This is a genomic window from Oleiharenicola sp. Vm1, from assembly GCF_047777955.1.
Lineage (GTDB): Bacteria > Verrucomicrobiota > Verrucomicrobiia > Opitutales > Opitutaceae > Didemnitutus.
This window is the reverse complement of sequence record NZ_CP180537.1, coordinates 3,531,167-3,557,500: the sequence shown is the minus strand read 5'-3', so window position 1 is coordinate 3,557,500 and position 26,334 is coordinate 3,531,167. Positions and strand designations below refer to the sequence as shown.

Genomic DNA, 26,334 nt, shown 5'->3' with positions numbered 1-26,334 from the left:
GATCTGCTAACAAGTCAGTCGGAGCCGCCCCGTGCGGTGACGGCCTGCCTTTTGTATAATGAGTCTGCGAGTTATTGCCGGTAGCAAGCCTAAGCCGCTCAGCGGCGCAGGCGCAGCGAAAGCGAGTCCGAATAGGGCGCTTAGTTGTCGGCAATAGACCCGAAGGGGAGGTGATCTAACCATGGCCAGGATGAAACTCCGGTAACACGGAGTGGAGGTCCGAACTGGTCACCCTTGAGAAGGTGTCGGATGAGCTGTGGTTAGGAGCGAAAGACTAATCAAACCCCCTGATAGCTGGTTCTTTCCGAAATATATTTGGGTATAGCGTCGAGCGCTGATTTGCGGAGGTAGAGCACTAAATAAGCTAGGGCCCCTACCGGGGTACTGAACTTAATTAAACTCCGAATACCGCAGAGTGAAGCTCGGCAGTCAGACTGTGGGGGATAACCTTCATAGTCGAGAGGAGAATAATCCAAACCATCAGTTAAGGTCCCAAAACATGGCTCAGTGTTAAAGGATGTGATTTTGCTTAGACAATGGGGATGTTGGCTTAGAGGCAGCCATCATTTAAACAGTGCGTAACAGCTGACCCATCGAGCGAAATTGCGCCGAAAATGATCGGGACTTAAGCCATGTACCGAAGCTATGGATTCACCGCAAGGTGAGTGGTAGGAAAGCGTTCCAAATACAGCGAAGTGGAAGGGGCAACCGACCATGGAGTGTTTGGAAGTGAGAATGCAGACATAAGTAACGATTAAGCCGGTTTAAATCCGGCTCGCCTCAATTCCAAGGTTTCCTGGGGAAGGTTCGTCCTCCCAGGGTTAGTCGGGGGCTAAGACGAGGCCGTAAGGAGTAGTCGATGCACAGCCGGTTCAATATTCCGGCACCACCTTATTGGAGTTCGATGTCGAGGACTGACGGAGAAAGCTAACACGAGCGGGGCGCTGATTCCCGTTCAAGCCCGTAGGTTGCCTGGGGTTAAAATACCGGGTGTATCTGAAAGGCGACGAAAAGCTAAGGCTACGGCCGACGCAATTTGTGTGATGCTCGGCTTCCGGGAAAAGGTTCGCGACTATTCACTAGGGTGCCCGTACCGTAAACCGACACAGGTGGAATAGATGAGTATTCTAAGGCGCGTGGGTTAAATCTCTCTAAGGAACTCGGCAAATTGATCCCGTATGTTAGCTATAAGGGATGCCCCGCGAGGGGCCGCAGATAAGAGTATCAACCGACTGTTTAGCAAAAACACAGCTCTCTGCTAAGTCGCAAGACGACGTATAGGGAGTGACACGTGACCAATGCGGAAAGGTGAAAGCGTTGGGTGCAAGCTCAGCGTCTAAGCCCCCGTGAATGTCGGCCGTAACTATAACGGTCCTAAGGTAGCGAAATTCCTTGTCGGGTAAGTTCCGACCCGCACGAATCGTGTAACGAGTTGATAACTGTCTCGGAGAGAGGCCCAGTGAAATTGTAGTGGCGGTGAAGATGCCGCCTACCCGCAGCAGGACGGAAAGACCCTATGCACCTTTACTGTAAGCTGTTATTGTCGCTTGATTTTAAATACGTAGCATAGCTGGGAGACTGTGAAGCCCTCCTCCAGGGGAGGGCCGAGTCAAAATATGAAATACCAGTTTTTTATTGTTAGGCGTCTAACCTCGACCCGTCATCCGGGCGTGGGACAGTGATAGCAGGTCAGTTTTTCTGGGGCGGAATCCTCCCAAAAAGTAACGGAGGATTACGAAGGTTCCCTCAGCCCGGTTGGTAATCGGGCCATAGAGCGCATGAGTATAAGGGAGCTTTACTGTGAGACCAACAAGTCGAGCAGTTGCGAAAGCAGGTTCAAGTGATCCGGTGGTTGAATGTGGAATCGCCATCGCTCATAGGACAAAAGGTACGCTAGGGATAACAGGCTGATCGCGCCCAAGCGTTCACAGCGACGGCGCGGTTTGGCACCTCGATGTCGGCTCATCACATCCTGGGGCTGGAGAAGGTCCCAAGGGTCCGGCTGTTCGCCGGTTAAAGTGGTACGCGAGCTGGGTTCAGAACGTCGTGAGACAGTTCGGTCCTCTATCCGCTGTGGGCGTTTGAGATTTGAGGGGTTCATTCTCTAGTACGAGAGGACCGAGAATGACGCACCTCTGGTGTTCCGGTTGTCACGTCAGTGGCAGCGCCGGGTAGCTATGTGCGGAAGAGATAAGCGCTGAAAGCATCTAAGCGCCAAGCTCATCCCAAGATAAGATCTCAATCCGTCGCAAGACGGTGCAAGGTCCGGGTAGACCACCCGGTTGATAGGGCAGAAATGCAAGCGCAGTAATGTGTTCAGTTTACTGCTACTAATGACCTTGCCGGTTTATGTAGACCCAGTTTCTAGGCGTTTATTTCACCTCCTTACAGATGACTACTGTCTGAACTTTAATCAATTACTCCGGCTCTGCCGTGAGTTTCCCTTCCTGGTGACCAGATGCCGGGGGTTCCACCCGTTCCCATCCCGAACACGGCCGTTAAGCCCCGAGCAGCCAATGGTAGTAGGACGTTAGGTCCCGCGAGAGTAGGTCGTTGCCAGGTTTTTGGCCCGAGTGTTGCAAAACAACACTCGGGCCTTTTTTTTACTCGATAGCTTATCGTGCGCCTTAATGCGGTGTCTGCCCCGTCACTTCACTGCGACGATTGCGCGATCTCCGGCAGGGAATGGCAGCACGCGTTGCTGCTCCCCCTCGGCAAGCAAAGAGCTTATTTGGGCCAGTTTCCCACGCACCAGCGAGACGTAAGAATCAAGCTGGGGTTCTCTTTTGCCGATGCGCCGTAAAACAGTGGACTCAACTGCGAATGGCGATCGTCCACGACGCAAGGCCGATCGACTGATCCATTTTGCGAGGGCGAGCAATGATGCGAGTTGGCCATGCGCAGCGGTGGCATTTGGAAGATACTGCCAGCGGACGGGCTCGGACATCACGGCGGGGAAGTCCCACAGCCGTAAGAGTGCGGCACCAACCTCGGCGTTATTAAACCCGAGAAACTGTCGCTCCTGCGCGGACGTCTCCGCCGGCTGATCCTGTTTCTCAAAGCAGAACTGGGGGGCCGCCCGCTGGAGCCAGTCGTCGATTGCCACGAGGCCGACTCGATGCAGAAGACCGATCGTATACGCGATGTCTCGCTCGATACCGAGGGCATCCGCCAGGCTCTCAGCCGCGATAGCGCACGCCACAGACGTCTGCCACAGCTCGTCGGCTGCGATTGCGTAACTGGCGAGCGGACGCACCAGCACTTCTGAAGCAACGGCATTGGCAACTAACTCATAGATCTGCTCGTAGCCGACGCGATTCACGGCCTCATCGACGGTGTAGCACCGCAGTCCGTGGCTGAAGTAGGCTGAGTTGCCGATCTGGAGCACGCGTGCCGCGATGCCTGGATCGAGGCGGATGAGGGCGACAATCTCGTGCAGCGACGAATTCGTGTCGCTGAGCAGGCGCTTCAGCTTTGGCAGGACACGTGGCGCCGACGGCAAATGAGTCAGACGCCGGACGATGTCTTCCGGCGTGGTGCGCGGTAGAGTGGGGTAGGAGCTGACAGGGCTCACCTCCTCTTCATCGGCGAAATCCGCGTAAACTTTTGCGCGTCTGTCGCCAAACCTGCCGCAGCCTTCAAGTGTGCCGCTGATAGATCTTCTGCAGCATGCTCGCCGGCAGCAGCGTGGATGCGGGGGCGGGCGCCCGGTTGGCAGTCAGGCTGTAGCGGAGCAGCAGCTGCTCGTTCTCCTTTTCCAGCTGCAGAACTTGCAGGATGCGGGCGCGCGTTTTCTCCAGGGCGGTGCGCAGAGCGGGCTGATTGCCGCTTTCGCCTTCCGCGGTGCGCAAGGCGGTCAACGTTTCGTCCAATCGCGTCAGCAAGGCCCGCTTGCGTTCCAGCAATGCGGCCTCTGGCGCCCGTTGATTCTGCTGCAGGAATCGATTTTCCTCCAACGCCAGCGCGTGGAGCTCGTCACAGAGTTGGTGGTGTTGCTGCAGGGCTTGCAGGGGCGTCATGAGGCGGAGCTGGAGTCGGAGGTGTTTGACCGGTCGTCGTGGAAAACGCGGCGGTCAGTTTTCGGTCGGCTTGGTCGTGCCACTCCATGTTGCCTATACGCCACTTGGCCATTTTGGCGAGTTCGTTCAACTCGGCCGACGCGTTCGGCAGCTTGGCCACGGTCGAGACAATGTTCTGGTAGGTCTCCCGCGCGCGATCGATCGAGCGCAGCTGCTCCTGGCAGAGCGCCACCTGATACAGCACGGGCAGCTGCCACGCGGTGTCGTTGGAAAGCGCGGCCAGTCCCTGGTAGATCGCAAGGGCATTGGCGGTGTCGCCGCTGTGGAAAAATTCGTTGGCCAGCTGGTTGCCGGTGCGCCGCTGCCAGTAGATCCAGCGGCGCGGCTCGGCGTTCGACTGATTTTTCTCGCCCCGGAGCAGGGCAAAGGTCTCCGCCAGCGCCTCGTCGGTGCGACCGAGCTTGCGGAGCGTCGTGGCGAGAAGGAAGCGGGCCTCGGGCACGTTCTCGTCGTCGGGCCATTGCTCGAGATAGGCGCGCAGGGCGGTGACGGCCGCCTCGGAGTCGCCGGCGAGCTGCAGCGAGTAGGCGGATTTGAAATGCGCGCGCGCCCGGTCGACGGGGGCCAGGTCCAGCAGGCGCAGGCGGGAGAAGAACTTCCCGGCCTCGGCGTAGTTGCCCGCTTCGAAGTGGGTCTCGGCGATCTCGAACTGCGCGGTCTTGGCGAGCAGTTGGTAATGGTCGAACGCGTCGGCGGGCAGCTTCAGCGTCGAATTGAGCACGCTGTAGAAGCGCGCGATCGCCATCTTGTAGGCCCCCATCGCCCGCAGGGTGCGGCCGAGATCGAGGAGGACGTCGGGCACGCGGCCATCCTCCGGATACTCCTTGAGAAACTTCTCGTAGACCGCGGCGGCTTTGGTGAACGCGCCCTGCAGCCGATAAGTGCGTCCCATGCCGATGAGTGCCTCCTGCTGCTCGACGGACGTGAATGCGGTCGAGTGCAGGATCTGCCGGTAGGCGATCTCGGCCGCCGGGTAGTCGCCGCGCTCGGTGAGGTTGGTGCCGAGTTTCAGCAGGCCACGCGCCTCCGCGGAGATGGCGGGGGGGGCGGTGGGTTCTTCGTGGGCCGCTTTCGCTTCCGCCCCGCGCGCACGCGCGAGCAACACCGCGGCGAGAAACAGCACGGTGAGCAGGCGACCGCCGGGCAAAAGCTGGAGCGGACGGATCATTGCTGGCGATAGGTGGCCGAGCTGGCCGGCAGCGGCGCGGCGCCGGGGGCGGCGTTGGGCACGGGCGCGACGACCGTCACGTCACCGTTCGCCGGTGCGGAACCGGGGAACTGGAAAAATGGCAGGAAGTCTTCGGCGCGCACCTTGGGACGAGTGTCGTCAGGAAGGATCGTTGCCGGCGGCTTGCCGGATGCGGCCTTCACCGGATCGGACATGGGAATCGGATCGGCGGGCTTGACCGCGGGAGGAACCACCGTGACGTCGCCCGGCGTCGGCTCGACCAGGGAGCGGCATGCTCCTCGATCGGCTGCGGCGGGGCGCCAGCGGCCGGACGCACGCTGAGGTCGGGCGGCGGAATCGCCTCGCTGAAGCGGATGGCGGGGGCGCCGACCGTCGCCAGATACGGTCGGCTGTAGGAAGGTTCGGGGGCGACAGACTGGGCGGAGATGGCCACAACCGGCAAAAGCGACAGCGCCAGGCGGACTCCCGCCCAACGCGCGCCTGCCGCTCGAGGCGGTTTTGCGCTCTGGTTCATGTTTTGTGCAACTACGGTCCATGGTGATGGATCGGTCTGATTCGCCGTCAGGTTGCATCGGCCCGGAGGGGGACATCTGTAGCGCTTTTGCATGTGCCGGGCATTTTTAAGGGAATCCCCCGGAAGCTGGTCAGGAGGCGATTTCCTTGCCGTCCAGCACGGCGCGCAGCGACCGCCCGAGTTCCTCGAGCGTGTAGGGTTTCTTCACGAAATAGTGCATGCCCATCTTCTCAAACTCGCCGCGCGCCTCCGGCGTCAGGTGGCCAGTCAGGATGAGCACCTTCAGCTCCGGCTTCGTGGCGCGGATCACGCGGTAGACCTCGACGCCGTTGGCGCCGGGCATGTTCAAGTCGAGCAGCACGGCATCCAGCTTCGCGTCCTGGCTGGCGATGACTTCGATCGCCTCGAGTCCATCGGCCGCGCTGCGCACGCGATAGCCCTTCCGCGACAACGCCGCCTCGAGCAGCAGGCGCAGGGGCGCCTCGTCGTCGACGACCAGCACCGACTCGCTGCCGCCGGGGAATTCGCTGGCCCGGGTGAACGCCGGCGGCACGACCGCGGCGTCGGCGAGCGGGAGGTAGACCTTGAAGGTGCTGCCGACGCCCGGCTCGCTCTCGACTTCGATCGTGCCCTCGTGGCTGGCCACGATGCCGTAGACGACCGCGAGGCCGAGGCCGGTGCCCTTGTTGACCGCTTTGGTGGTGAAGAACGGCTCGAAAATGCGCGCGCGCACCTCGGGCGACATGCCGATGCCCGTGTCGGTGACGGCCAGGCAGGCGCAGGCGCGGCCGCCGACGACGCCGCTGGGCACGGCGGCGCCTTCCACCTTCGAGGTGGTGATGGTGATGACGCCGCCCGACGGCATGGCGTCGCGCGCGTTCACGCAGAGGTTGAGCACGATCTGCTGCAGCTGGTTCTGGTCGGCGAGCAGCGGCGGCAGGTTGTCCTCGAGCGCAAAGTTGAAGGTGAGGTTGCGCGGAAAAGTCTCCGAGAGCAGCGCCACGAGCTCGCGCGTCAGCTGGTTGAGGTCGAGCGGCGCGAAGCGCACCTCGGCCTTGCGGCTGAAGGTCAGGATCTGCCGCACCAGACCGCTGGCGCGCTGCGAGGCCTTCTTGATCTCGCGCATGCACTTCTGCAGCAGCGCGGCATCGCCGGGATTGAGCAGCGCGAACTCCGCGTAGCCGTTCATCACGGCGATGATGTTGTTGAAGTCGTGCGCGATGCCGCCGGCGAGGGTGCCGAGGCTCTCCATCTTCTGGGCCTGGCGGAGCTGTTCCTCGAGCGTGCGGCGGCTCGTGACGTCCTCGCGCAGGCAGAGGAAATTCGTGATCTCGCCCGACGGGCTGCGCAGGCAGGAAACCTGGACGGACTCGAAGACCTTCTTGCCGTCGGGGCCCTCACGCGCGAGTTCGCCGCGCCATTCCTGGCCGCCCGTCACCGTGGCCCAGAACTTCCGGTAGGACTCCTCGTCAGGATGACCCTCGCGCAGCACCTGCACGTCCTCGTCGAGCAGCCGCTCGAGGGTGTAGCCGGTCGCCTCGGTGAACTTGGCGTTCACGTATTGGACGTTGCCCTCGGCGTCGGTGATCGCGATCGCCACGGGCGACTGCTCCACCGCGCGGGAAAGCTTGAAATACTGCTCCTCCGCCACGCGCTGCCGGGTGATGTCGTGGCCGACCGAGCGGACGCCGATCCAGCGGCCGGCGTCGGCGATTGCCTTCTCCTCCCACGCGATCCAGCGCCAGCCCTGCGGGGTCAGCCAGCGCGATTCGCAGGAAGTGCGTCGCGGTTCCTGGTTCAGCTCCGCGTTCGCCGCGGCGAGCGCGGGGGCGTCGTCCTGGTGCAGCCACGCGGCCACCGGCCGGCCGGGCAGGTCGCCGATCGGGCAGCCGAACCGGCGCGCGAACGCCTGGTTGGCCGCAAGAATGCGCCCTTCCCAATCCCGGCAATAAACGAGCGCATCGCTGCCCGCCCACGCGCCGAGCAACGCCTCCGGCGGCGGGAACGCGCGTGCGCCCGCGATAGAATCGCTAATCACAACTGACATGCAGTCGGTTAATCGGCGCGCGGCGCGCGAACTTTAAGGCCGTCCGGCCCGGGTTAAACGAGGCCGCCCAACATGGCGGGCAGGCGCTGCAGGGCGTTCTCGATCGCCGCCCGGGCGAGGGTCGATTCCGGGCCGTCGGCACCGTAGAGCACGTGCCAGCCCTCGAGGCGCAGCCAGCTGTCGCGCTCCACGGGATCGACCTTCTCGAAGCCGCCGGTGATGCCGGCGTGGCGCACGAGGTGGTCGGCCACCTGGACGGCGGCGGCGAAGAGTCGGTGGCGGGGGCGCGGTCGGGCTCGCAGTGGTAGCGCACGGCCATGGCGATCTCCTCGCAGACCTGGTGTTTCTGCAGGTAATGCGCGCCGATCTGGGCGTGATCCCAGCCGATCAGCTGCCGCTCGAGCCGGCAAACCTCGGCCGGCGTGCGCAGCGGCGTGTTGGAAATCTGCACCAGTTCGTCGGGGAACGCGTAGGCCATGACGACCTTGCCGACGTTGTGCAGCAGGCCGACGAGGTAGTCGGTGTCGTCGTCGATCGACAGCGGTGTGGCGCGCAGGATCTCGCGAGTGAGGATCGCGCAGCCGATGCTGTGCGCCCAGAGGTCCTTCCAGGGCAGCGGCGTCGAGACGTTGCCCTGCAGGCGCTCGAGCTCCTCGATCACCGGAGTGGCGACGGAGAGCTCGCGGATCTGGCGCAGGCCGAGGAAGAAGACCGCCTCCTCGATGTTGTTCACGCGGGCGCCGAGGCCGAAATAGACCGAGTTCACCATGCGCAGCAGGCGGGCGGAGAGCGACGGGTCGCGGCGGATGATCTCGGCGATCTGCGAGGTCAGGCTCTGGTCCGACTTCACGAGCGCGCTCAGCGCGTCGTTGTTGGCCTGGAGCGACGCGAGCTTGGGACAGGCGTTGATGCGGCGGCGGATCTCTTGGTCGTCAAGGGCGGAGCGGCCGTCGACGGGCGGTGTGGAAAGGGACGACATGGGTGTTGTCATGAATGCCCGCGGCGCATGCCGCCGGCGCGCATTCACGGGATTCATCGGCGGCAAGTGGCGGCACTTGAACAAATTTCGCTCAATTCCGCGGCCCGCGCGCCGATTAGCCTGAAGGCGAATCATCGGCCCGGAGCCTTTCCGGGCCGGAGCTTCGCGTTCCCGCATGTCTCCGGCCCAACTGCAAAGTCTCCTCCAGCAAGCCATCGCCCACCATCGTGCGAACCGGCTTCCGGAGGCGTCGGCGATCTACACGCGCATCCGCGCGCTCGCGCCGCGCAACTTCGATGCGGTGCACCTGCTCGGGGTCGTCGCCATCCAGCAAGGCCGCTCCACCGACGCGGTCGAGTTGCTCAAGAAGGCCGCGACGCTCGACCCGCGGCACGCCGTGTGTCGGATGCGCCTGGGCCTCGCCCTCCTCGGGGCGGGCCGCGCCCGGGAGGCCGAGGTCGAGTTGCGCGAGGCGCTGCGGCTCAGTCCGGACCTCGTCGAGGGCTGGGACAATCTCGCCTACTGCTTCAAGGCCCAGGATCGCCTGAAGGAGGCCGTCGAGTGCCACGAGCGCTCCCTCGCGATCAATCCGCGCAACCCGACCGGGTGGTATAACTACGGCCTCACCCTCAGCCTCTACGGCCGGGTGGGGGACGCGCTCCGCTGCCACGACCGCGCGCTCGCGGCCGATCCCAACTACGCCAAGGCCCACTTCGGCCGCGCCCAGGCGCTGCAGCAGGCGCATCGCATCCCGGAATCCGTGGCCGCCTACGCGACCTACCTCGCGCGCGAGCCGCGCAACTTCGACGCGCACAGCTACCGGCTCTTCGCGCTCAACAATCTCGAGACGCTGTCCCGCGAGCAGGTCTTCGCGGAACACGTCGCGTTCGGCCGGCTGGTCGGCGAGTTTCCCGTCCCCGATTTTCCCCACGACCGGCAGCCCGGGCGGCGCCTGCGCGTCGCGCTGCTCTCGCCGGATTTCCGCACGCACTCGTGCGCCTACTTCATCGAGCCGCTCCTGCGACACCTCGATCCCGCGCAGTTCGAGCTCTACCTCTACCACGACCACTTCCGCGAGGACGCGCTGTCGCAGCGCTTCAAGGCGCTCGCGGCCGTCTGGCGCAACTTCGTCGGCCAGCCGACCGAGATGGTGGAAAAGATCATCCGCGCCGACCAGCCCGACCTCCTCATCGACCTCGCCGGGCACACCGGCGTGACCAACCGCCTGCCGATGTTCGCCCGCCACGTCGCGCCGGTGCAGATCACCTACCTCGGCTACCCGAACACCACCGGCCTTCCCGCGATGCACTACCGCCTGACCGACGGCATCGCCGATCCGGTCGGCGAGGCCGACGCCTTCGCGACCGAGCAGCTCGTGCGCTTCGCGCCGACCGCGTGGTGTTACCAGCCGCCGCCGGAGTCGGCCGCGCCGGTGCCGCCGCCCTGCCTCGCGACGCCCGATGCGCCGTTCACGTTCGGCTGCTTCAACAACCTCGGCAAGATCACCGAGACGACGCTGCGGATGTGGGGCCGGATCCTCGCCGCCGTGCCGGATGCGCGTTTCCTCTTCAAGGGCCGCGGGCTCGGCGAGCCGGCGGCGCGCGAGCGGCTGCTCGCCCATTTCGCGGCCTGCGGCCTGCCGCCGGAGCGCATCGAGCTGCTCGAACGCACCGCCGAGACGGCCGATCACCTCGCCCTCTACCATCGCATGGACGTCTCGCTCGACACGGCGCACTACTGCGGCACGACGACGACCTGCGAGTCACTCTGGATGGGCGTGCCCGTCGTCACCCTGGCAGGCGACCGCCACGCCGCACGCGTCAGCGCGAGCCTGCTCACCGCCATCGGTCACGAGGAGTGGATCGCGCACAGCGAGGACGACTACGTGGCGAAGGCCGTCGCCCTGGCCCGCCAGCGCCCGGCGCTCGCCGCCGTGCGCGCCGCCTTGCGCGCCGACATGCAGCGCAGCGCGCTGCTCGACGAGGTCGGCCAGTCGCGTTGCTTCGCCGCCGCCCTTCGCCAGTGCTGGACCGAGTGGTGCGCCCGGGAGACGGAAAAGCTCGAGTCGCGCGCGCCGCTCCCGGCCGGCGTCTAGACGCCGCGTCGGGGCAAAATCTGCCGGACGCTGCCGCCCGGCGCTCGCCGGCGTGCGAGGCACCGCCTGGCGGCGTCGGGAAAAATTTTCTACTCGCAGGAAGGCAGTGGGTTGCGCGCGGCCTCGCTTCGGCGGCCTGCCGTTTGCTCAACGCGGGCTCTCCCGCACGGATGCCATCGAAACCCACCGCCGCCCGCCCCGCCGCTTCGGACTCCGCGATCGTTTCCGGATCTCCGATGCGACTGCGTGCGCGCCGGCCTCAACCCCGTTGAATCATGACCTCCGTTGCCCTGCCCGAAATCACCGTCACCAAGCCCGCGCTCCCGCCGCTGCAGGACTACGTGGCCTATCTCGAGCAAATCTGGGCGTCGAGCTACGTCACGAACAACGGCCCGCTGCTGCGCCAGCTCGAGGGCCAGCTGCGGGAACGCCTCCAGTCGCCGCACGTGTGGTTCGTCAGCAACGGCACCATCGCGCTCCAGATCGCGCTCCACGCCGCCAACGTCGACGGCGACGTCCTGACCACGCCGTTCAGCTTCGTCGCCACCAGCGGGGCGCTGCTCTGGGAGCGCTGCAAGCCGGTCTTCGTCGACATCGAGCCGCGCTACCTGACGATCGATCCGAAGAAACTGGAAGCCGCTCTGACGCCGCGCACGACCGCGATCCTCGCGACGCACGTCTACGGCTTTCCCTGCGCCGTCGATGAACTGGCCGCCTTCGCGCGCGCCCACGGGCTCAAGCTCATCTACGATGCCGCGCACACTTTCGGCTGCGAGCTGCACGGCAAGCCGCTGGTGGGCTACGGCGACCTGAGCTGCCTGAGTTTCCACGCCACGAAGATCTTCCACACCATCGAGGGCGGGGCGGTCGTGATCAACAACGACGACGTCCTGGCCGAACGCGTGAAGCTCATGCGTTCTTTCGGCCAGTGGGGGGAGAACTTCCGTTGCGAGGGCATCAACGGCAAAAACTCCGAATTCCACGCCGCGATGGGCCTCTGCATGCTGCCGCGGGTCGATGCGCTCATCGCCGAGCGGCGCGAGCAGGTCCTGCTGTATCACGAGCTGCTCGATTCCAGCGAGGCCGTGCTGCCCAAGGCCCCCGAGGAGGGCTTCAAGCACAACTACGCCTACTGCCCCATCATCCTGCCCACGGCGGCGATTTCGCAGGCCGTGCTCGACGATCTCGCGGCCGTCGGCATCCGCGCCCGCCGCTATTTCTTCCCGCCGCTCAACCGGCTCGCCTACCTCAGCGACACGCGCGACTGCCCGATCGCCGAGGATATCGCCGGCCGCGTGCTGTGCCTGCCCACTTCCACGGACGTCATTCCCGCCGTCCAGCACCGGGTGGCCGGCATCATCCACGACGTGCTGGCGCGCTCCCGGCGCCGTATCGCCGGCGACCATGTCGCATCCTGAGAAAATCTTCCTCGTCCCCAGCGGATACAACTTTCGCGCGGTGCTCGCGTTCTGTCGCGCGCTCGAGCAGGCCGGCCACGTCCCGGCGGTCGTCGCCTGCACGGCGGAGGATCCCATTTTTCACACCCGGTTTGCCGCGGCGGTGGTCTTCACGCGCGCGGGCCGGAGCCTCGAGGTGGACGACTTCGCCGCCGCCGTCGCTGCGGCGCGGGCCGGGCGCGGCGCCACGCGCTGCGTGCTCGCTCCGGCGTCCGAATACCTCGTCCGCTGGGCGCTGCGCCACCGCGGGGAACTCGCGGCCGCCGGCTGCGAGCTGCCGTTGCCGGACGAAGCCGCCTACCTGCGGGTGACGGACAAGGCGTCCTTCACGGCGTTCTGCCGCCAGCGCGGCCTGCCGGTCCCGGAGGAGCGCCCGGACGCATCGCGCCTGCCTTGCGTGGCGAAGCCGCGCTGGAATGTGGCGCCCGACGGCACCTCGCTCTACCCGTGGCTGCTGCGCACGCGCGAGGAGGTGCTGCGCTTCGAGTGCGAGACGCAGCCCGAGCACTTCTTTTCCAGGAGTGGGTCGACGGCCGCAGCCTCTACCTGTTCTTCCACCTGCCGCGCCGCGGCCGCGCGACCGTGTTTTCCCAGGAAAACCTCGCGCAGCAGCCCGGCGGCAAGTCCGTGCTGCTCGCGCGCGTCGCGCGCCTGCACGAGGACGCGCGCGAGGTCGCGTTCTGGGAGGACGCTCTGCGCGCCGCGGGCTTCCACGGCGTCGTCATGCTCGAGCTGCGGCAGCGCGACGACGGGGAATGCGTCCTGATCGAGGCGAATCCGCGCCTGTGGGGACCGCTGCAGCTTTGCGTCGATGCCTGTCCGCCGTTGCTCCGCGGCTACATCGACGAGCACCTGGGTCGCGCCGTGACCGCCCGCCCGGCGGGGGCGATCCGCTCCCGCGGTCTCTACTGCTGGTCCGGCGGCTTCGCGGCGGGCGATCCGGTGTGGCACGGGACCAAGCCGCGGCGCGGATGGCTCGCGCGCCTGCGCTACGCCGCCGCGGATGTCTACCTCCGCCCCGATTCCTGGCGCCAGTTCCTGCACGAGTGGCGCGGCGCCGCGCGCGACGACAGCGCCCGCCCGGTGGCGGGCAAATCCCCGGCGGACTCCGCCTCCCGGCGCTGAAACCCTTCCCATGAGCACGCTCACCGTTCCCGATGCCACGCTGGCCGCGCGCCTGCACGAACTCTACCACGACCAGTCCAAGCACTCGGTCTACCAGAGCGTGCCGGCGTTCGTCGCCCGCGCGCTCGGCTACCAGGAGGAGATCCACTCGCTGTGGCGGAGCGACGCCCCGCGCTACGACTACCTCGCCGCCCGGCTCGCGCTGCCGCCGCAGGCCACGATCGCGGACATCGGCGCCAACACCGGATTCTTCACCCTGAACCTCGCGCACGCCTTCCCGCACTGGCGCGTCGCGGCCTACGAACTCAACCCGCGGCACGCGGAATTCATCCGGCTCACGGCCGCGGGCTTCGGCCTCGAGAATGTCGCGGTGCGCCCGCAGTCGTGCGACTTCGCCGGGCTGGACCAGCTCCCGTCGTTCGACGCCGTGCTGCTGCTGAACGTGGTGCACCACGCCGGATTCGATTTCGACCGGCACGTGCCGGACGACAACGCGGCCTACACCGACCACGTCGTCGCCTACCTGCGCCGGCTGCGGACGCACACGCGGCGGCTCGTGTTTCAGGTCGGCTCCAACCGCGGCGGCGACAAATCGCGCCCGGTGCACCCGCGCGACGACGATCACCAGCGCCTGCGCTGGACCAGCGACGTGCTCCGCGCCGCCGGCTGGCGGCTCGCCGCGCTCGGCTACGCGCAGCTCGATGCGGCGGGCGCGGTGGTCTTTCGCGACGCACCCGCCGACCTGCGGGAACGCGCCAACGCGGGGACGCTCGCGGCATCCGAGCCCTTCTTCGCCGCGGCGAAGCTGGAGCGCTTCCCGGGCGAATTCCACCGTCGCCCGCTGATCATCGCCGAGGCGACGGTGAGCCGCTGACATGACCGTGCCGCCCGCCAACGATTCCCCGGACCGCGTCGACGCCGGCGCGCGCCTGGGCGTGGACGAATTTCTCGCGCGTTTCCAGAAGGTGCCGGTCGAGGAGGTCCCGCACCGCTGCCCGCCGGAGCCGCTCGTGTCGGTCATCATGCCGACCTACAACCACGCGCGCTTCGTGGCGCAGGCGCTGGACTCGATCCTGGCCCAGCAGGTGGATTTCCCCTTCGAGATCTGCGTCGGCGAGGACGATTCGCGCGACGGCACGCGCGAGATCTGCCTCGACTACGCGCGCCGCTTCCCGGAGCGCATCCGGCTCTTCCTCGTGCCGCGGGCGAACAATCTCGCGATCGGCGGGATTCCCACCGGCCGCTTCAACCTGGTCAACCTGCTGTTCCGCGCGCGCGGCCGCTACCTCGCGTGGTGCGAGGGCGACGATTACTGGACGGAGCCGACGAAGCTGGCGCGCCAGGTGGAGTTCCTGGAACGCACCCCCGGCTGCGCGCTCACCTTCCACGATGCGGAGGTGCTCTACGAGGAGGGCGCCGGCTGGGTCCGGAAGCATGGCTACGCCGATTTCCCGTGGTGCCGCATGGACCCCGCGCGGCGCGACTACTCCGCCCGCGAGCTGATCGAGTCGCCGCTGTGCCCGACGGCGAGCGTCGTGCTCCGCCGCCCGGCAGACTGGCGCTTTCCGCTCTGGTTCTTCCATGTGCCGAGCGGGGACATCCCGATCGAGGTGATGGCGACCGGAGCGGCGCAGGTGCATAATTTCGGCGAACGCTGGGCGGCCTACCGCAAGCACAAGGGCGGCATCTCCGCCCAGCATCGCGGCACCATGATCCATGTCGGCCGCATCATGACCTACCTCGGCCTGCTCGCGGAGCTGGACGGCGCGCAGCTTGCGCCGCTCACCGCCGTGATCGAAAAGCACGCCCGCGAGCTGCCCTCGACCTTCGCGCCCTATGCTCCGGCGGTCTGGGACTCGCTGGTCGCCGCCGCGCGGCAGCGGCTCGACCGCGCCGCCGCGGCCGATGCGGCCGCGCCCGCGCTGCGCCGGGCGCTGGCCGGCCTCGAGGCGCGCCGCACGGACCCGGCGCCGGCCGCCGCGCCGGTGCGGCCCCCGAAGTGCTCTTCCTCGCGCACGGCCCCGGCCAGGTCAACGGGCCGAACGTCTGGCTCACGCGGCTGCTGCCGGCGCTGCGCGCGCGCGGCTTCGCGCCCCGCGTGCTGATGTTCATGACGCAGGCGGGCGCGTGCCCCGTCGCCGGGCGGCTGCGCGCGGCGGGTGTCCCGGTGGAGGAGGCGCCGTTCGCGCACACCGAGGAGATGATGCGCACGATCCTGCGCCACGTGCGGGAGCGGCCGTGCGACGTGTTCGTGCCGAACCTGAACGTCCAGGGCTACTTTGCCGCCGAGCACCTGCGCGCGGCCGGCATCCCCACGGTCGGCGTGCTGCACTCCGACGACGACTTTCACCGCGACCTGGTCGACGAGTTCATCCGCGACCGCGCCGGCCGCTACTTGTCGGCGGCGGTGGTGGTTTCGGAGTTCCAGGCTGCGGCGCTGCGCGCGATGGACTGCGGCGCGACGCAGATCCTCCAGTCGCCCTACGGCGCGCCGGTGCCGGCGCAGGCGGCGGAGTATTCCGCGCGGCCGTTCCGCTTCGTCTACGTCGGCCGGCTGGTGGAGGAGCAGAAACGCATTTCCGAGACGGTCGCCGCCATGATCGAGGTGCTGCGCCGGCATCCCGCGGCGGAGTTCGCGATCTGCGGCGATGGCTCCGCGCGCCCCGCCGTCGAGAAGCTGATCGCGCAGGCGCAGCTCGGCGAGCGCATCAAGCTGCTCGGCAACCGCCCGTCCGAGGAGGTCCAGGCCCTGATGCTCGCGAGCCAGGCGTTCGTGCTGCTCAGCGACTACGAGGGCATCCCCATCGCGCTGATGGAGGCGATGGCGTGCGGACTCGTGCCGCTGTGCACGCGCATCCGCAGCGGAGTGGGGGAGCTCATCCGTCCGGGCGAAAACGGCTTCTTCGTCGCCGACCGCGGGGCGGATCTGGTCGCGACCGCCGGCCGGCTGCTCGCCGAGCGCGAGCTCTGGACGCGCTGCTCGCGCGCCGCCCGGGCGTCGATCGAGCAGCGGTTCTCCGTCGAGACGAACGCGGACAACTGGGCCGCCTTCCTCCACGGCCTGATCGCCGCCGCGCCGCGCCCGCGCCGCGCCATCGAAATTCCCGCCGCGTTTAACCTCCCGCCGGTGCGCCCGAATCCGAAAGGCATCGCGCGCGAAGACCGCCGCCAGCCCGCCATGAACCACGCCGCTCCGCATCCGTTCACGAATCCGCCGCTCGAACTCAACAACGTCGACCTCTACTGGACGCGCGCCTCCATCCTGCGCGCGGTGCGGGAGGCCGCGCCGCAGTTCCACGGCGTGTTCCTCGACATCGGCTGCGGCGTGATGCCCTACCGCGAGCTCATCCGCCAGGCGGCCCCGCGCCTCACGCGCTACATCGGCCTCGATATCGAGACGCCGATCTACAAGGCGGAGGTCGATCTCCGCTGGGACGGCCGCCGCATCCCGCTCGCCGACGCCTCGGTCGACAGCGCGATGCTCACCGAGGTGCTCGAGCACTGCCCCGAGCCGGGAGTCGTGCTCCAGGAAGCCCGCCGCGTGCTCAAGCCCGGCGGCGTGCTGTTCTTCACCGTGCCCTATATCTGGCCGCTGCACGACGCCCCCTACGATTTCTTCCGCTACACGCCCTTCGCGCTGGAAAAGCTGCTCGCTGAGGCCGGCTTCGCCGACGTGAAGCTCGCGGCCCTCGGTGGCTGGAACGCGAGCCTGGCGCAGATGATCGGCCTGTGGCTCAAGCGCGCGCCGCTGGCGAGCGACGAGCGCCAGAAGATGGCGCAGCAACTGTGGCCGCTCTTCCAGGAATTGGTCCGCACCGACCAGCTGCCGGCCGACCCGAAGGCGGGCAACACGATGGCCACCGGCTGGACCGGCCTCGCGCGCGTGCCGGCGCCCGCCGCGCCCGCGCCGGAGCGCCGCACCGCCGGCGACCTGCCCGTGGTGCTCGTGCGCTCGCACGAGTTCAACTACTCGGAGACCTTCGTCGAGGACCACGTCAACTTCCTCAGCTCGAACCTGACGCTGCTCTACGGCTTCCCGTTCCCGCGCTTCGTGCGCGGCGGCCGGTCCGTGCTGCCTGCCGCGACCGAGCAGAAAATCCAAGCCGCGCTCGCGGCGAAGACCCCGGTCACGGCCGGGCTGTGGGCCGAATACACCGCGGGCCTCGCGCAATTCCTCCGCGGCGCCGGGGCGAAGGCCGCGCTGGTCGAGACCGGGCTGATGGGCGCGTTCGTCCACGAGGCCTGCGCGCAGGCGCAGCTGCCGTTCGTCGTCCATTTCCACGGCGTCGATGCGTTCGGCCGCGAGCTGCTGGACAGCTGGCTGCCGCGCTACCGCCAGTTCTTCGGCCAGGCGGCGAGCGTGCTCGCCGTGTCGCGCGCGATGCACGCGCAGTTGCTCCAACTCGGCGCTCCGGCGGAGCGCACGCTGCTCGCGCCTTACGGCGTGGCGATCGACCTGCCCGCGACGGCGGAGCCGGCCAAGGCGCCGCCGCATTTCGTGGCCGTGGGCCGCTTCGTGGAGAAGAAGGCGCCGCACCTCACGCTGCAGGCCTTCGCGGCCGTGCACCGCGCGCTGCCGGCGGCGCGCCTGGTCATGATCGGCGACGGTCCGCTGCTGCCGGCGTGCCGGCAGTGGGCGGCGGAAAACGGCCTGGCGGAGGCCGTGACGTTCGCGGGCGTGCAGTCCCGCGAGGAAGTCTCGCGCCACCTGGCGGCGAGCCGCGCTTTGTCCAGCACAGCGTCGTCGCCGCCAACGGCGACAGCGAGGGCCTGCCGCTGGCGGTGCTCGAGGCCGGCGCGCACGCGCTGCCGGTCGTGGCGACGCGCCATGCCGGCATCCCGGACGCGGTGCGCGAGGGCGTCGACGGTTTCCTCGTGGCGGAGAAGGATGTCGCCGGCATGGCGGAGGCGATGCTGCGCCTGGCGCAGGACGGCGCACTCGCCGCGCGGCTCGGCGCCTCGTTCCGCGAGCGCGTCGCCGGCCAGTATGCGCGCGCGGGTTCGCTCGCGCGGCTCCACGGCATCCTGCAGGCGGCCGCCGAAGGGCGGTCCGCGCGGGAGTTCGACGCGAGCGCAGCGGACGCGCCCGCGCCGGAGCCGGAGGCCCCCACGCCGCGGCAGCGCGTCGCGCAGGACCGCAACGATCTCAACGCCTACCTCGACCTGGCGGCGGCGATGCTCGACGAGGGCCGCCTCTCCGGCGCCTATCTCGCGGTCGCCGAGGCGCACCGGCTCAGCGGCGGCACCGAGCAGACGACCGACGCCCTGCGCCAGCTGGAGTCGCACGGCGCCCTGGAGGACGCGCAGGTGCAGACCTACCGGGCGCGCGCCGGCTGGACACCGCGGGCGCCGCAGGCGAATCCCCAGCGCATCCTCGTGGTCACGAACCTGCTCCCGCCGCAGGAGATGGGCGGCTACGGCCGGACGGTGTGGGAGTTTTCCCGCGAGCTGCTCGCGCGCGGTCACGCGGTGCGCGTGCTCACGGCCGACATGCCGCACCTGCTCCGCAAGCCCACGGCGGAACATGCCGCCTTCGAGCCGCACGTGCGCCGCAGGCTGAAGCTGTGCGGCGACTGGAAGAACGGCGCCGTCGTGATCGAGCCCGACGCCGAGCGACGCAAGGCCCTCCTGCGCGAGAACCACCAGACGATCCTGCGCGAGATCGACGAGTTCGGCGCGGACGTGATCATGGCGGGCAACCTCGACCTCGCCGGGCATTTCTTCATCCAGGCCGCCCTCGACCGGGGCATCCCGGTGCTGCACCGGCTCGGCAATGCGCATCCCGGCTACGAGCCGGCGCAGTCGCCGCAGGGGCCGCTCTTCTGCCTCGCCGGCTGCTCGGCGTGGGTCAACGAGGGCATCCGGGCGAAATCGTATCCGATCTCGCGCTACGAGGTGGTGCCGCCGGGCTCGCCGCTGACGGAGTATTTCCGCGCGTGGCCGCCGCGGCGCGAGCGCCTGCGGATCGCCTACGCCGGGCTGCTCATGCCCTACAAGGGCGCGCACGTGCTGGTGAACGCCCTGGCCCACCTCGCGCGCGCCGGCATCGACTTCGAGTGCACGCTGGCGGGCGACACGACCCGGCCGGAGTATCTGGACGCGATGCGCGCGGTGGCGGCGGAGCACGGCTTCCTCGAGCGGATCAGCTTCCCCGGTTTCCTGGGCAAGGCCGAGCTCGCGGCGCTCTACGCCCGCAGCAACGTGCTGGTGTTCCCCAGCGTCTTCGAGGAGCCGTTCGGCAAGACCCAGATCGAGGCGATGGCCGCCGGTCTGCTCGTGGTCTCGAGCGGCAGCGGCGGCGCCAGCGAGATCATCGAACACGGCAAGACGGGCCTGCTTTTCCCGGGCGGCGACGCGCGCGTCCTGGCCGAGCGCCTGGCGGCCGCGCACCGCCATCCGGCCGCGGCGGAGAAGATCGCGCTCGCCGGCCAGGCCCGGGCGTTCGAGTTCACGACCGAGGCGTCGGTCGACCGCATCGAGGCGATCTTCGCCGACCTCCTGGCGGTGGCGCGCGGCGCCGCCGCTCCGGCCGTGGCAGCGACGTGAGCGCGGGCCGCGCAGCGCACGAACCGACGGCGCCGTGGGTGCAGGAATATCCCGGCGCCACGACCGCCGTCGTGATCGGCGCCCTGCCGCCCGCGTGGCGCGACCGGCTGGCCGGGGCCCGGGCGATCCTGTGGTGCGCGGCTGAGGCGGAGATCGCGGCGGGAGCGCCGGCGACCCCGCCGGATCGGCTGCACGTGTTCCGCCGGGACGAGGCGACGCCTGCGCAATGGCGCGAGACGCTGCTGCGCTTTGTGCGCCTCGACGCGCGGCGGCTGCCGGCGGTGTTCGTGGCGCCGCCGTCGGAGGAGAACGCGGCGCAACGGTGCGAACCGTTCGTGGCCGTCGTCCTGGACGAGTTGCGCGAGCAGCACCGCGGCCGGGTGACGCGGCAGCAGGACGGCTTTCGCTGGCAACAGCACGTGCTCGCGAATCTCGCGCCCTATGTCCGGCGGCCGCTGCCGGCGGAATGGCGCGGGGCGCTGGCCGGGCTGCCGGCGGCGGTGTGCGGGGCCGGGCCGTCGCTCGACGTGTCGGCGCCGCGGCTGGCGGCGGGGCAGGAGGGCTGCGTGGTGTTCGCGGCCGACTCGGCGCTGCGCACGCTGGCGCGGCACGGGGTGCGGGTGGATTTCGCGGTGTCGATCGACGTGGCGAAGCGGCCGGAGAAATGCCTGCCCGAGACGGGCGAGTGGCCCGGCCGCGTCGTGCTCTCGGCCGTGAGTCCGCCCGGCTGGGTGGAGCGCCTGCCGGCGGAGCGGACGTGGTTCGTCGCCAACCGGCAGATCACGACCGACTGGCTGGCGCAGGGCGGGGTGCCGGCGCCGGCGCTGGCCGCGGCGGAGAACTGCGGCGTGACGGCGCTCGAGCTGGCGCGCTGGCTCGGGTGCGCGCCGATCTTCCTCTTCGGGCTCGATCTGGCGCTGAGCGGCCGGCAGCGGCACGCGGATGCGGCCGACGCCTCGATTTACGCGCAGTCGGGTTTCGATGCGGCGCAGGAATGCCCCGCCGTGCCCGGCAACTGGGAGGAGCGGGTGCCGACGCACGCTCCGGGCGACTGGCGCGCGTTGAACGCGCGGCTGGCCGCGTTCGCGCCGGGGACCGTTTTCAACGTGAGCGATCGCGGCGCGCGGCTCGACCGGGCCGCGCCGGTGCGGCCCGAGGCGTGGATCGCGCCCGCGCCGGTGGCGAAGCGCGCGCGCCTCGCGCGGCTGGCGGACGTTCCCGCGCCCGAGCCGGCCGCGGCGGCCGCGCGGTGCGCGGAGTTGCGCGCTTGCGGCCGGCGGATGCATGCGGCGCTGCCCGAGCTGCGGGCGGCGCTGGCGGCGCACGGCCCCGAGGCGGCGGCCGCCGCCTGGCGGCGCCTGCTGGCGGACCCGGCGATCGGCCGGGCGCTGGGCGGCTTCGCGCTGAAGCTGATGCCGCACCTGCTGCCCCCGGCGGAGGGAGACACAGATTTCTGGAACGGGCTGCTCGACGAGTTCGCGCAGCTGGCGGAGCAGCTCCGGCAGCTCGCCTGAACCCGCGCTTCCACGGCCGGACGACGCGCCCGCGCTGATGCCGGCGGGGTCGGGATGCGATTCCGGGACGGCAAAAACAAGAAGACCCCGGAGGCGACTCCGGGGTCTTTTTGCGGATAGAGAGGTTGGGATTTTGGCCCCTGAACCGCCGGATGGTCCCGGTGGTGCTTCACCCGCCACCCTTGCCCGGCCGCTCTTGCGAGCGGCCGGGGGGTTGGGCGAATCAGAACAACCACTAGAACAAGCCGGTCTTACTGGATGAGGCGGAGAGCCACTTGCGAGCTCTGGTTCGCCTGGGCCAGCATCGCGGTGCCGGACTGGACGAGGATGTTCCAGCGCGCGAGTTGCGTGCTTTCCTCGGCCACGTCCACATCGGTGATGCGGCTGTTGGCGGCCTCAAGGTTGGCCTTGTTGACCGTCAGAACCTCCGAAGCGAAGCCGAGGCGGCTCTGCTCCGCGCCGTTGGTGGCGCGCATCGTCGCGACGTTCTGGATCGCGTCGGTGATCTCCGACAGCGAGACCGCGCCGAGGTTGGCCGAGGACGCGGTGCTGGTGAGCACACCGACGCCCGAGGTCGTGCTGGCGAGGTCCTTCGAAGCGAGGGCGACCGTCTGGCCACCGTCTTCGGAGACCTGAACCGACTGGCTGGCACCGAACAGATCCTTGCCGTTGAACTGCTCGCCGGTGAGCGAGGTCAGTTCGGACTGCAATTGCGTGAACTCCGCGTCGTAGTTCGCGAGGTCATCGCTGTTCTTGGTCGGGTCCGAGTAGAGCGTCTTGAGTTCGCTCATGCGGTCCAGAACCTTGCCGGCGACTTTGAGCACGCCGTCCTGGGTCTGGAGGAACGAGACGGCGTTGCCGATGTTCGCGGAAGCCGCACCGGAGCGTTTGGCCGCGGCGCTGAACTTCATCGAGACGGCGAGACCGCCGGCATCATCGGAGGGGTTGACGATTTTGGAACCGCTGGACAGCCGGTTGAGGCTGCGCTGCAGGCTGGTGTTCGAGCTGGCGAGGTTGTTGGAGGCAACCGTGGCCGCGTAGTTGGTATTAATCACGACTGACATGGTATCTATCCTTGATCATTGCGACCTTCCGTCGTCGCCACGGGCCCGGAGGGATCGGCGCCGGACCGCGCCGTTTGAGGCTGGTGCTTCAAAGTGACGGCGCGGCTATCAGGCGCGCCGGTGGGAAAGACATATAGACAACCGCTCTGACAAACGCGGGGTCGGGGGACTAGTCCGACCGCCGCGGACTACCTAGCTGCCGGGGATCAGCCCAGGAGCTTGAGCGCGATCTGCGCGCTCTGGTTCGCCTGGGCGAGCATGGCCGTGCCGGACTGGACGAGGATGTTGTAGCGGGCCAGTTGGGTGGACTCGCTGGCGACGTCGACGTCGATGATGCGGCTGTTGGCGGCCTCGAGGTTGGCCTTGTTGACCGTGAGCACCTCGGAGGCGAAGCCCAGGCGGCTCTGCTCGGCGCCGTTGGTGGCGCGCATGGTCGCGACGCGCTGCAGGGCGTCGGTGATTTCGGAGAGCTGGATGGCGCCGAGGTTGGCCGAGGCGGCGGTGTCGGTGAGGACGCCCACGCCCGAGGCGGAGCTGGCGAGGTCCTTGCCGCTGATGGCGACCTGGGACGAGCCGTCCTCCGAGACCGGGACGCTCAGGGCGGTGGTGCCGAAGAGCGACACGCTGTTGAACTTCTCGCCGGTGAGCGAGGAGAGCTCGCTCTGGAGTTCGGTGAACTCCGCGTCGTAGTTCGCGAGGTCGTCGCTGTTCTTCGTCGGGTCGGAATAGAGCGTCTTGAGCTCGCCCATGCGCTCGAGCACCTTGCCGGTGACCTTGAGCACGCCATCCTGCGACTGCAGGAAGGAAACCGAGTTGCCGATGTTGGTGTTGGCCGCGGCGGAGCGCTTGGCGGCGGCGGACAACTTCATCGAGACGGCGAGACCGCCGGCATCGTCCGCGGGGTTAACGATCTTGGTGCCGCTCGACAGACGATTCAGGCTCTTTTGGAGCATTTCGTTCGAAGCGGCCAGGTTGTTCGACGCGACGGTCGCGGCGAAGTTGCTGTTGATGACGACTGACATGGTATCTTCCTTGATTTTAGAGTGCGACGTCCGTGTCGCATTCGGCTCCCGGTTAGCGGTCCCGGAGCGGACCGGCCTTGTTTCTGATTCGCGGCAGGTGAAGTAACGGCGCGGGGCCAGGAAAATTTAGCCGCTGGCGAGAGGAAAAAATTTCCGGGCCGCCAGGTCGCGTCCGGCCGCCGGCGGGCGTTTCACTCGGAAAACCGCCCGTTGCACCGGTCATTTTTTGCCGGGCAAAAATTTTCTGCGGCGCGCAGATTGATTTAATTTTTTGCCGGAACGGCCGATGAAGGATTGGGCAATTATCGCCTCATCACACGCCATGGCCGGACTCTCTCTCTCAGGACTCGCTTCGGGCTTCGACTGGAAGTCGCTCGTGGAGCAATTGATGCAAGTCGAGCAGGTCCGCGTGACCCGGCTCGAGCAGGAGCAGGCGACCAACACCCAGCAGGTCAACGCCCTCAGCGCGCTGGGGACGAGGATCGACTCGCTCAGCGCCGCCGCCGCCGCCCTGAAGGACGTCTCGGTGTTCTCCGGACGCGACGTCACCTCCTCGACCAGCGGCTCGACCTGGACCCTCTCCGCCTCCGCCGGCTCCGCCACGGGCAGCCACACCATCGCCGTGAGCAAGCTCGCCACGGCGGCGCGCCTCAACGGCACCAGCGACATCGCCGGCGGGCTCAACGCCACCGACGACGTCTCCGGCCTCACCCTGGCCAATCTCCGCACCGGCGCCGCGCCCACCGCGGGCACCTTCACGATCAACGGCCAAAAGATCACGGTCGCGACCACGGATTCGCTCGCGAGCGTGTTCACCGCCATCTCGGACGCCACCGGGGGCGACGTCACTGCGACCTACGACCACACCACGGACAAGATCACGCTGACCAGCGCCACCGACAGCACGATCACGCTCGGGGCGGCGAACGACACGTCGAATCTCCTCCGCGTCCTCAAGCTCACCAACAACGGCAGCGGCACGGTCACGAGTTCCGGCGCCCTCGGCGCGCTCAAGACCACCGGGGCGATCAGCTCCGCCGGCCTGCGCGCGGCCATCACCGCCGTGGACGGCACCGGCGCCGGCTCGTTCTCGATCAACGGCGTCAGCATCAGCTACAACGTCAACACCGACTCGCTCAGCACGGTGCTGAAGCGCATCAACGCCTCCACCGCCGGCGTCACCGCGAGCTACGACTCCGCCCTCGATCGCGTCGTGCTGAGCAACAACACCAACGGCGACCTCGGCATCTCCGTCAGCGAGACCGCCGGCGGCCTGCTCGGCGCGCTCGGCCTGACCTCCGGCTCGCTCGCGCGCGGGCAGAACGCCGAGTTCACCGTCGACGGTGGCCCCACGCTCACCAGCACGGGCAACACGCTCGACGAGTCCGTCACCGGGCTCACCGGCCTGAGCGTGAAGGTCGACAGCGAGACGACGCAGACCATCACCGTCGCGGCCGACACCGCCACGATGCGGACGAAGATCAAGAGCTTCCTCGACGCCTTCAACGCGGTCCAGAGCTACGTCGACGACAAGACCAAGATCACCTCCGCCAACGGCAAGGTCACCACCTCCGTTCTCTCCGCCAACCGCGAGGTCCAGGGCTGGGCCGACCAGCTGCGCTCCACCGCGTTCGCCGCCGTCTCCGGCGTCAGCGGCACGATCCAGCGCCTCGAGCACCTCGGCATCGATTTCGACGGCACCACCGGCCAGCTGGAGATCGGCGACGACGACAAGCTGACGGCCGCCCTCCGCGACAAGCCCGCGGACGTCGAGGCGTTCTTCCAGACGAGCACCACCGGCTTCGTCGCCAAGCTCACCACGCTGCTCGACCGCATGGGCAAGTCGAACGACGACCAGCAGGAGCGGCTGAACAAGACCAACACCAATCTCGACCGCCAGATCGAGGACGTGCAGCGCCAGCTCGACGCCGAGAAGGAGCGCCTGACCGCGAGTTTCGTTGCGATGGAGTCGGCCCAGGCCAAGATCCAGCAGCAAGGCACCGCCCTGACCAACGCCTTTGGTTCGTCGTCCTCCTCGTCCAAATGAGCCGATTGCGCCTCCTCCTTCCCCTTGCGGCGACGCTCTGGCTCGCCGGCTGCGAGATCACGCCGGATCTGGCCGACCCCGTGCGCTACGGGCCGTTTTACACGCCGCGGAACTTCGCCGGCGAGAAGCGCCTGCCGGCGGAGGTCCGGCGCGTGCTCGTGCTGCCGGTGTCGCTCGGCGCGATCGCGCCGGAGGAGACCGCGGCCGCGCTCGACGGCGTCATCGTGCGGGCCCTGCAGGACCAGCAGCGCTTCGAGGTCGTCGCACTGCCGCGCGGGGAATGCCAGCGGTTGTTCGGCGCGCCGGAGTTCTCCTCCACCGCCGCGCTGCCGCACGGCATGATCGAGCAGATCGCGACCCGCTATGCGGTCGACGCCGTGCTGTTCACCGACATCACCGTCTACCAGCCCTACCGCCCCCAGGCGATCGGCCTGCGCAGCAAGCTCGCGACCGTGCGCGATGTCCGCTTGGTGTGGACGTTCGACGAAGTCATCTCCGCCAGCGACCCCGCCGTCGCCAACAGCGCGCGCCGCCGCCCGGTCCAGGCCGCGCAGGGCCGCGATCCGGTCGATCTCAGCCCCGGCACGCTGCTCAGCCCGACCCGTTACGCGGCGTTTGCGGCGGACGAGATGTTCCGCACCTTGCCGCCGCGCTGA

General features: G+C 68.0%; 17 protein-coding genes, 2 rRNA genes and 2 pseudogenes (1 of these 21 running past the window's edge). 13 read left to right on the top strand and 8 right to left on the bottom strand.

Annotated features, from left to right (window positions below; all coding sequences use genetic code 11):
• Both ACMYLB_RS17085 and rrf read left to right on the top strand, forming a co-directional pair.
• A 23S ribosomal RNA gene (locus tag ACMYLB_RS17085) occupies positions 1-2,355 on the top strand; it begins 555 nt to the left of the window's first position.
• A 91-nt stretch (positions 2,356-2,446) separates the two neighbouring features.
• Positions 2,447-2,562: ribosomal RNA gene (rrf, locus tag ACMYLB_RS17080) — 5S ribosomal RNA — on the top strand.
• An 85-nt stretch (positions 2,563-2,647) separates the two neighbouring features.
• Here rrf and ACMYLB_RS17075 read toward each other — a convergent pair.
• The 6 genes from ACMYLB_RS17075 to ACMYLB_RS17050 form a co-directional block, all read right to left on the bottom strand.
• Positions 2,648-3,574: an HDOD domain-containing protein gene (locus ACMYLB_RS17075; protein WP_415908158.1), complete on the bottom strand. Its 927-nt coding sequence runs from the start codon at positions 3,572-3,574 to the stop codon at positions 2,648-2,650.
• 64 nt (positions 3,575-3,638) lie between these two features.
• The gene (locus ACMYLB_RS17070; protein ID WP_415908157.1) at positions 3,639-4,019 is read right to left on the bottom strand and encodes a hypothetical protein; all 381 of its coding nucleotides are present in this window, start codon (positions 4,017-4,019) and stop codon (positions 3,639-3,641) included.
• Positions 3,976-5,247: a tetratricopeptide repeat protein gene (locus tag ACMYLB_RS17065; protein WP_415908156.1), complete on the bottom strand. Its 1,272-nt coding sequence runs from the start codon at positions 5,245-5,247 to the stop codon at positions 3,976-3,978. The genes ACMYLB_RS17070 and ACMYLB_RS17065 overlap by 44 nt, the downstream gene beginning before the upstream one ends.
• Positions 5,244-5,462 (bottom strand): hypothetical protein, encoded by a 219-nt coding sequence (locus tag ACMYLB_RS17060; protein ID WP_415908155.1) that lies wholly within the window; start codon positions 5,460-5,462, stop codon positions 5,244-5,246. Before ACMYLB_RS17060 ends, ACMYLB_RS17065 begins: the two co-directional genes overlap by 4 nt.
• A 450-nt stretch (positions 5,463-5,912) precedes the next feature.
• Entirely contained in the window at positions 5,913-7,829 is a 1,917-nt protein-coding gene (locus ACMYLB_RS17055; protein ID WP_415908154.1) for a PAS domain S-box protein, read from the bottom strand.
• Positions 7,813-8,808: an HDOD domain-containing protein gene (locus tag ACMYLB_RS17050; RefSeq protein ID WP_415908153.1), complete on the bottom strand. Its 996-nt coding sequence runs from the start codon at positions 8,806-8,808 to the stop codon at positions 7,813-7,815. The genes ACMYLB_RS17055 and ACMYLB_RS17050 overlap by 17 nt, the downstream gene beginning before the upstream one ends.
• Before the next feature lie 175 nt (positions 8,809-8,983).
• Here ACMYLB_RS17050 and ACMYLB_RS17045 point away from each other — a divergent pair, with 175 nt between their 5' ends.
• The 9 genes and pseudogenes from ACMYLB_RS17045 to ACMYLB_RS17005 all read left to right on the top strand — a co-directional run bounded on the left by ACMYLB_RS17045 (position 8,984) and on the right by ACMYLB_RS17005 (position 21,545).
• Complete coding sequence (locus ACMYLB_RS17045; protein ID WP_415908152.1) at positions 8,984-10,903, top strand: tetratricopeptide repeat protein; 1,920 nt, start codon at positions 8,984-8,986, stop codon at positions 10,901-10,903.
• A gap of 275 nt (positions 10,904-11,178) precedes the next feature.
• A complete protein-coding gene (locus ACMYLB_RS17040; protein ID WP_415908151.1) occupies positions 11,179-12,321 on the top strand; it encodes a DegT/DnrJ/EryC1/StrS family aminotransferase in 1,143 nt (380 codons plus the stop codon).
• Positions 12,322-12,846: 525 nt separating this feature from the next.
• The gene (locus ACMYLB_RS17035) at positions 12,847-13,485 is read left to right on the top strand and encodes a hypothetical protein (RefSeq protein ID WP_415908150.1); all 639 of its coding nucleotides are present in this window, start codon (positions 12,847-12,849) and stop codon (positions 13,483-13,485) included.
• Positions 13,486-13,495: 10 nt separating this feature from the next.
• Positions 13,496-14,359, top strand: coding sequence for a class I SAM-dependent methyltransferase (locus ACMYLB_RS17030; protein WP_415908149.1), 864 nt, complete (start codon positions 13,496-13,498; stop codon positions 14,357-14,359).
• Between the two features lies 1 nt (position 14,360).
• On the top strand, positions 14,361-15,590 hold the full coding sequence (locus tag ACMYLB_RS17025) for a glycosyltransferase family 2 protein (RefSeq protein WP_415908148.1): 1,230 nt from the start codon (positions 14,361-14,363) through the stop codon (positions 15,588-15,590).
• Positions 15,485-18,154, top strand: a pseudogene (locus tag ACMYLB_RS17020) (glycosyltransferase); the annotation flags it as partial. The gene ACMYLB_RS17025 and the pseudogene ACMYLB_RS17020, both read left to right, overlap by 106 nt.
• Positions 18,109-18,390, top strand: a pseudogene (locus ACMYLB_RS17015) (glycosyltransferase); the annotation flags it as partial. The pseudogenes ACMYLB_RS17020 and ACMYLB_RS17015, both read left to right, overlap by 46 nt.
• Before the next feature lie 471 nt (positions 18,391-18,861).
• Positions 18,862-20,031: a glycosyltransferase gene (locus tag ACMYLB_RS17010; RefSeq protein ID WP_415911105.1), complete on the top strand. Its 1,170-nt coding sequence runs from the start codon at positions 18,862-18,864 to the stop codon at positions 20,029-20,031.
• A complete protein-coding gene (locus ACMYLB_RS17005) occupies positions 20,028-21,545 on the top strand; it encodes a 6-hydroxymethylpterin diphosphokinase MptE-like protein (RefSeq protein WP_415908147.1) in 1,518 nt (505 codons plus the stop codon). Before ACMYLB_RS17010 ends, ACMYLB_RS17005 begins: the two co-directional genes overlap by 4 nt.
• Before the next feature lie 251 nt (positions 21,546-21,796).
• Here the strand turns inward: ACMYLB_RS17005 and ACMYLB_RS17000 are convergent, their stop codons facing one another.
• Both ACMYLB_RS17000 and ACMYLB_RS16995 read right to left on the bottom strand, forming a co-directional pair.
• The gene (locus ACMYLB_RS17000; protein WP_415908146.1) at positions 21,797-22,609 is read right to left on the bottom strand and encodes a flagellin; all 813 of its coding nucleotides are present in this window, start codon (positions 22,607-22,609) and stop codon (positions 21,797-21,799) included.
• A 206-nt stretch (positions 22,610-22,815) separates the two neighbouring features.
• Complete coding sequence (locus tag ACMYLB_RS16995; RefSeq protein ID WP_415908145.1) at positions 22,816-23,631, bottom strand: flagellin; 816 nt, start codon at positions 23,629-23,631, stop codon at positions 22,816-22,818.
• A gap of 322 nt (positions 23,632-23,953) precedes the next feature.
• On the opposite strand from ACMYLB_RS16995, the gene fliD reads away from it, so the two are divergent.
• Together fliD and ACMYLB_RS16985 are read left to right on the top strand one after the other, a co-directional pair.
• Positions 23,954-25,678 carry a flagellar filament capping protein FliD gene (gene fliD, locus ACMYLB_RS16990; protein ID WP_415908144.1) on the top strand — a complete coding sequence of 575 codons (1,725 nt, stop codon included), beginning with the start codon at positions 23,954-23,956 and terminating at the stop codon, positions 25,676-25,678.
• Positions 25,675-26,334, top strand: a complete 660-nt coding sequence (locus ACMYLB_RS16985; RefSeq protein ID WP_415908143.1) for a hypothetical protein — start codon at positions 25,675-25,677, stop codon at positions 26,332-26,334. Before fliD ends, ACMYLB_RS16985 begins: the two co-directional genes overlap by 4 nt.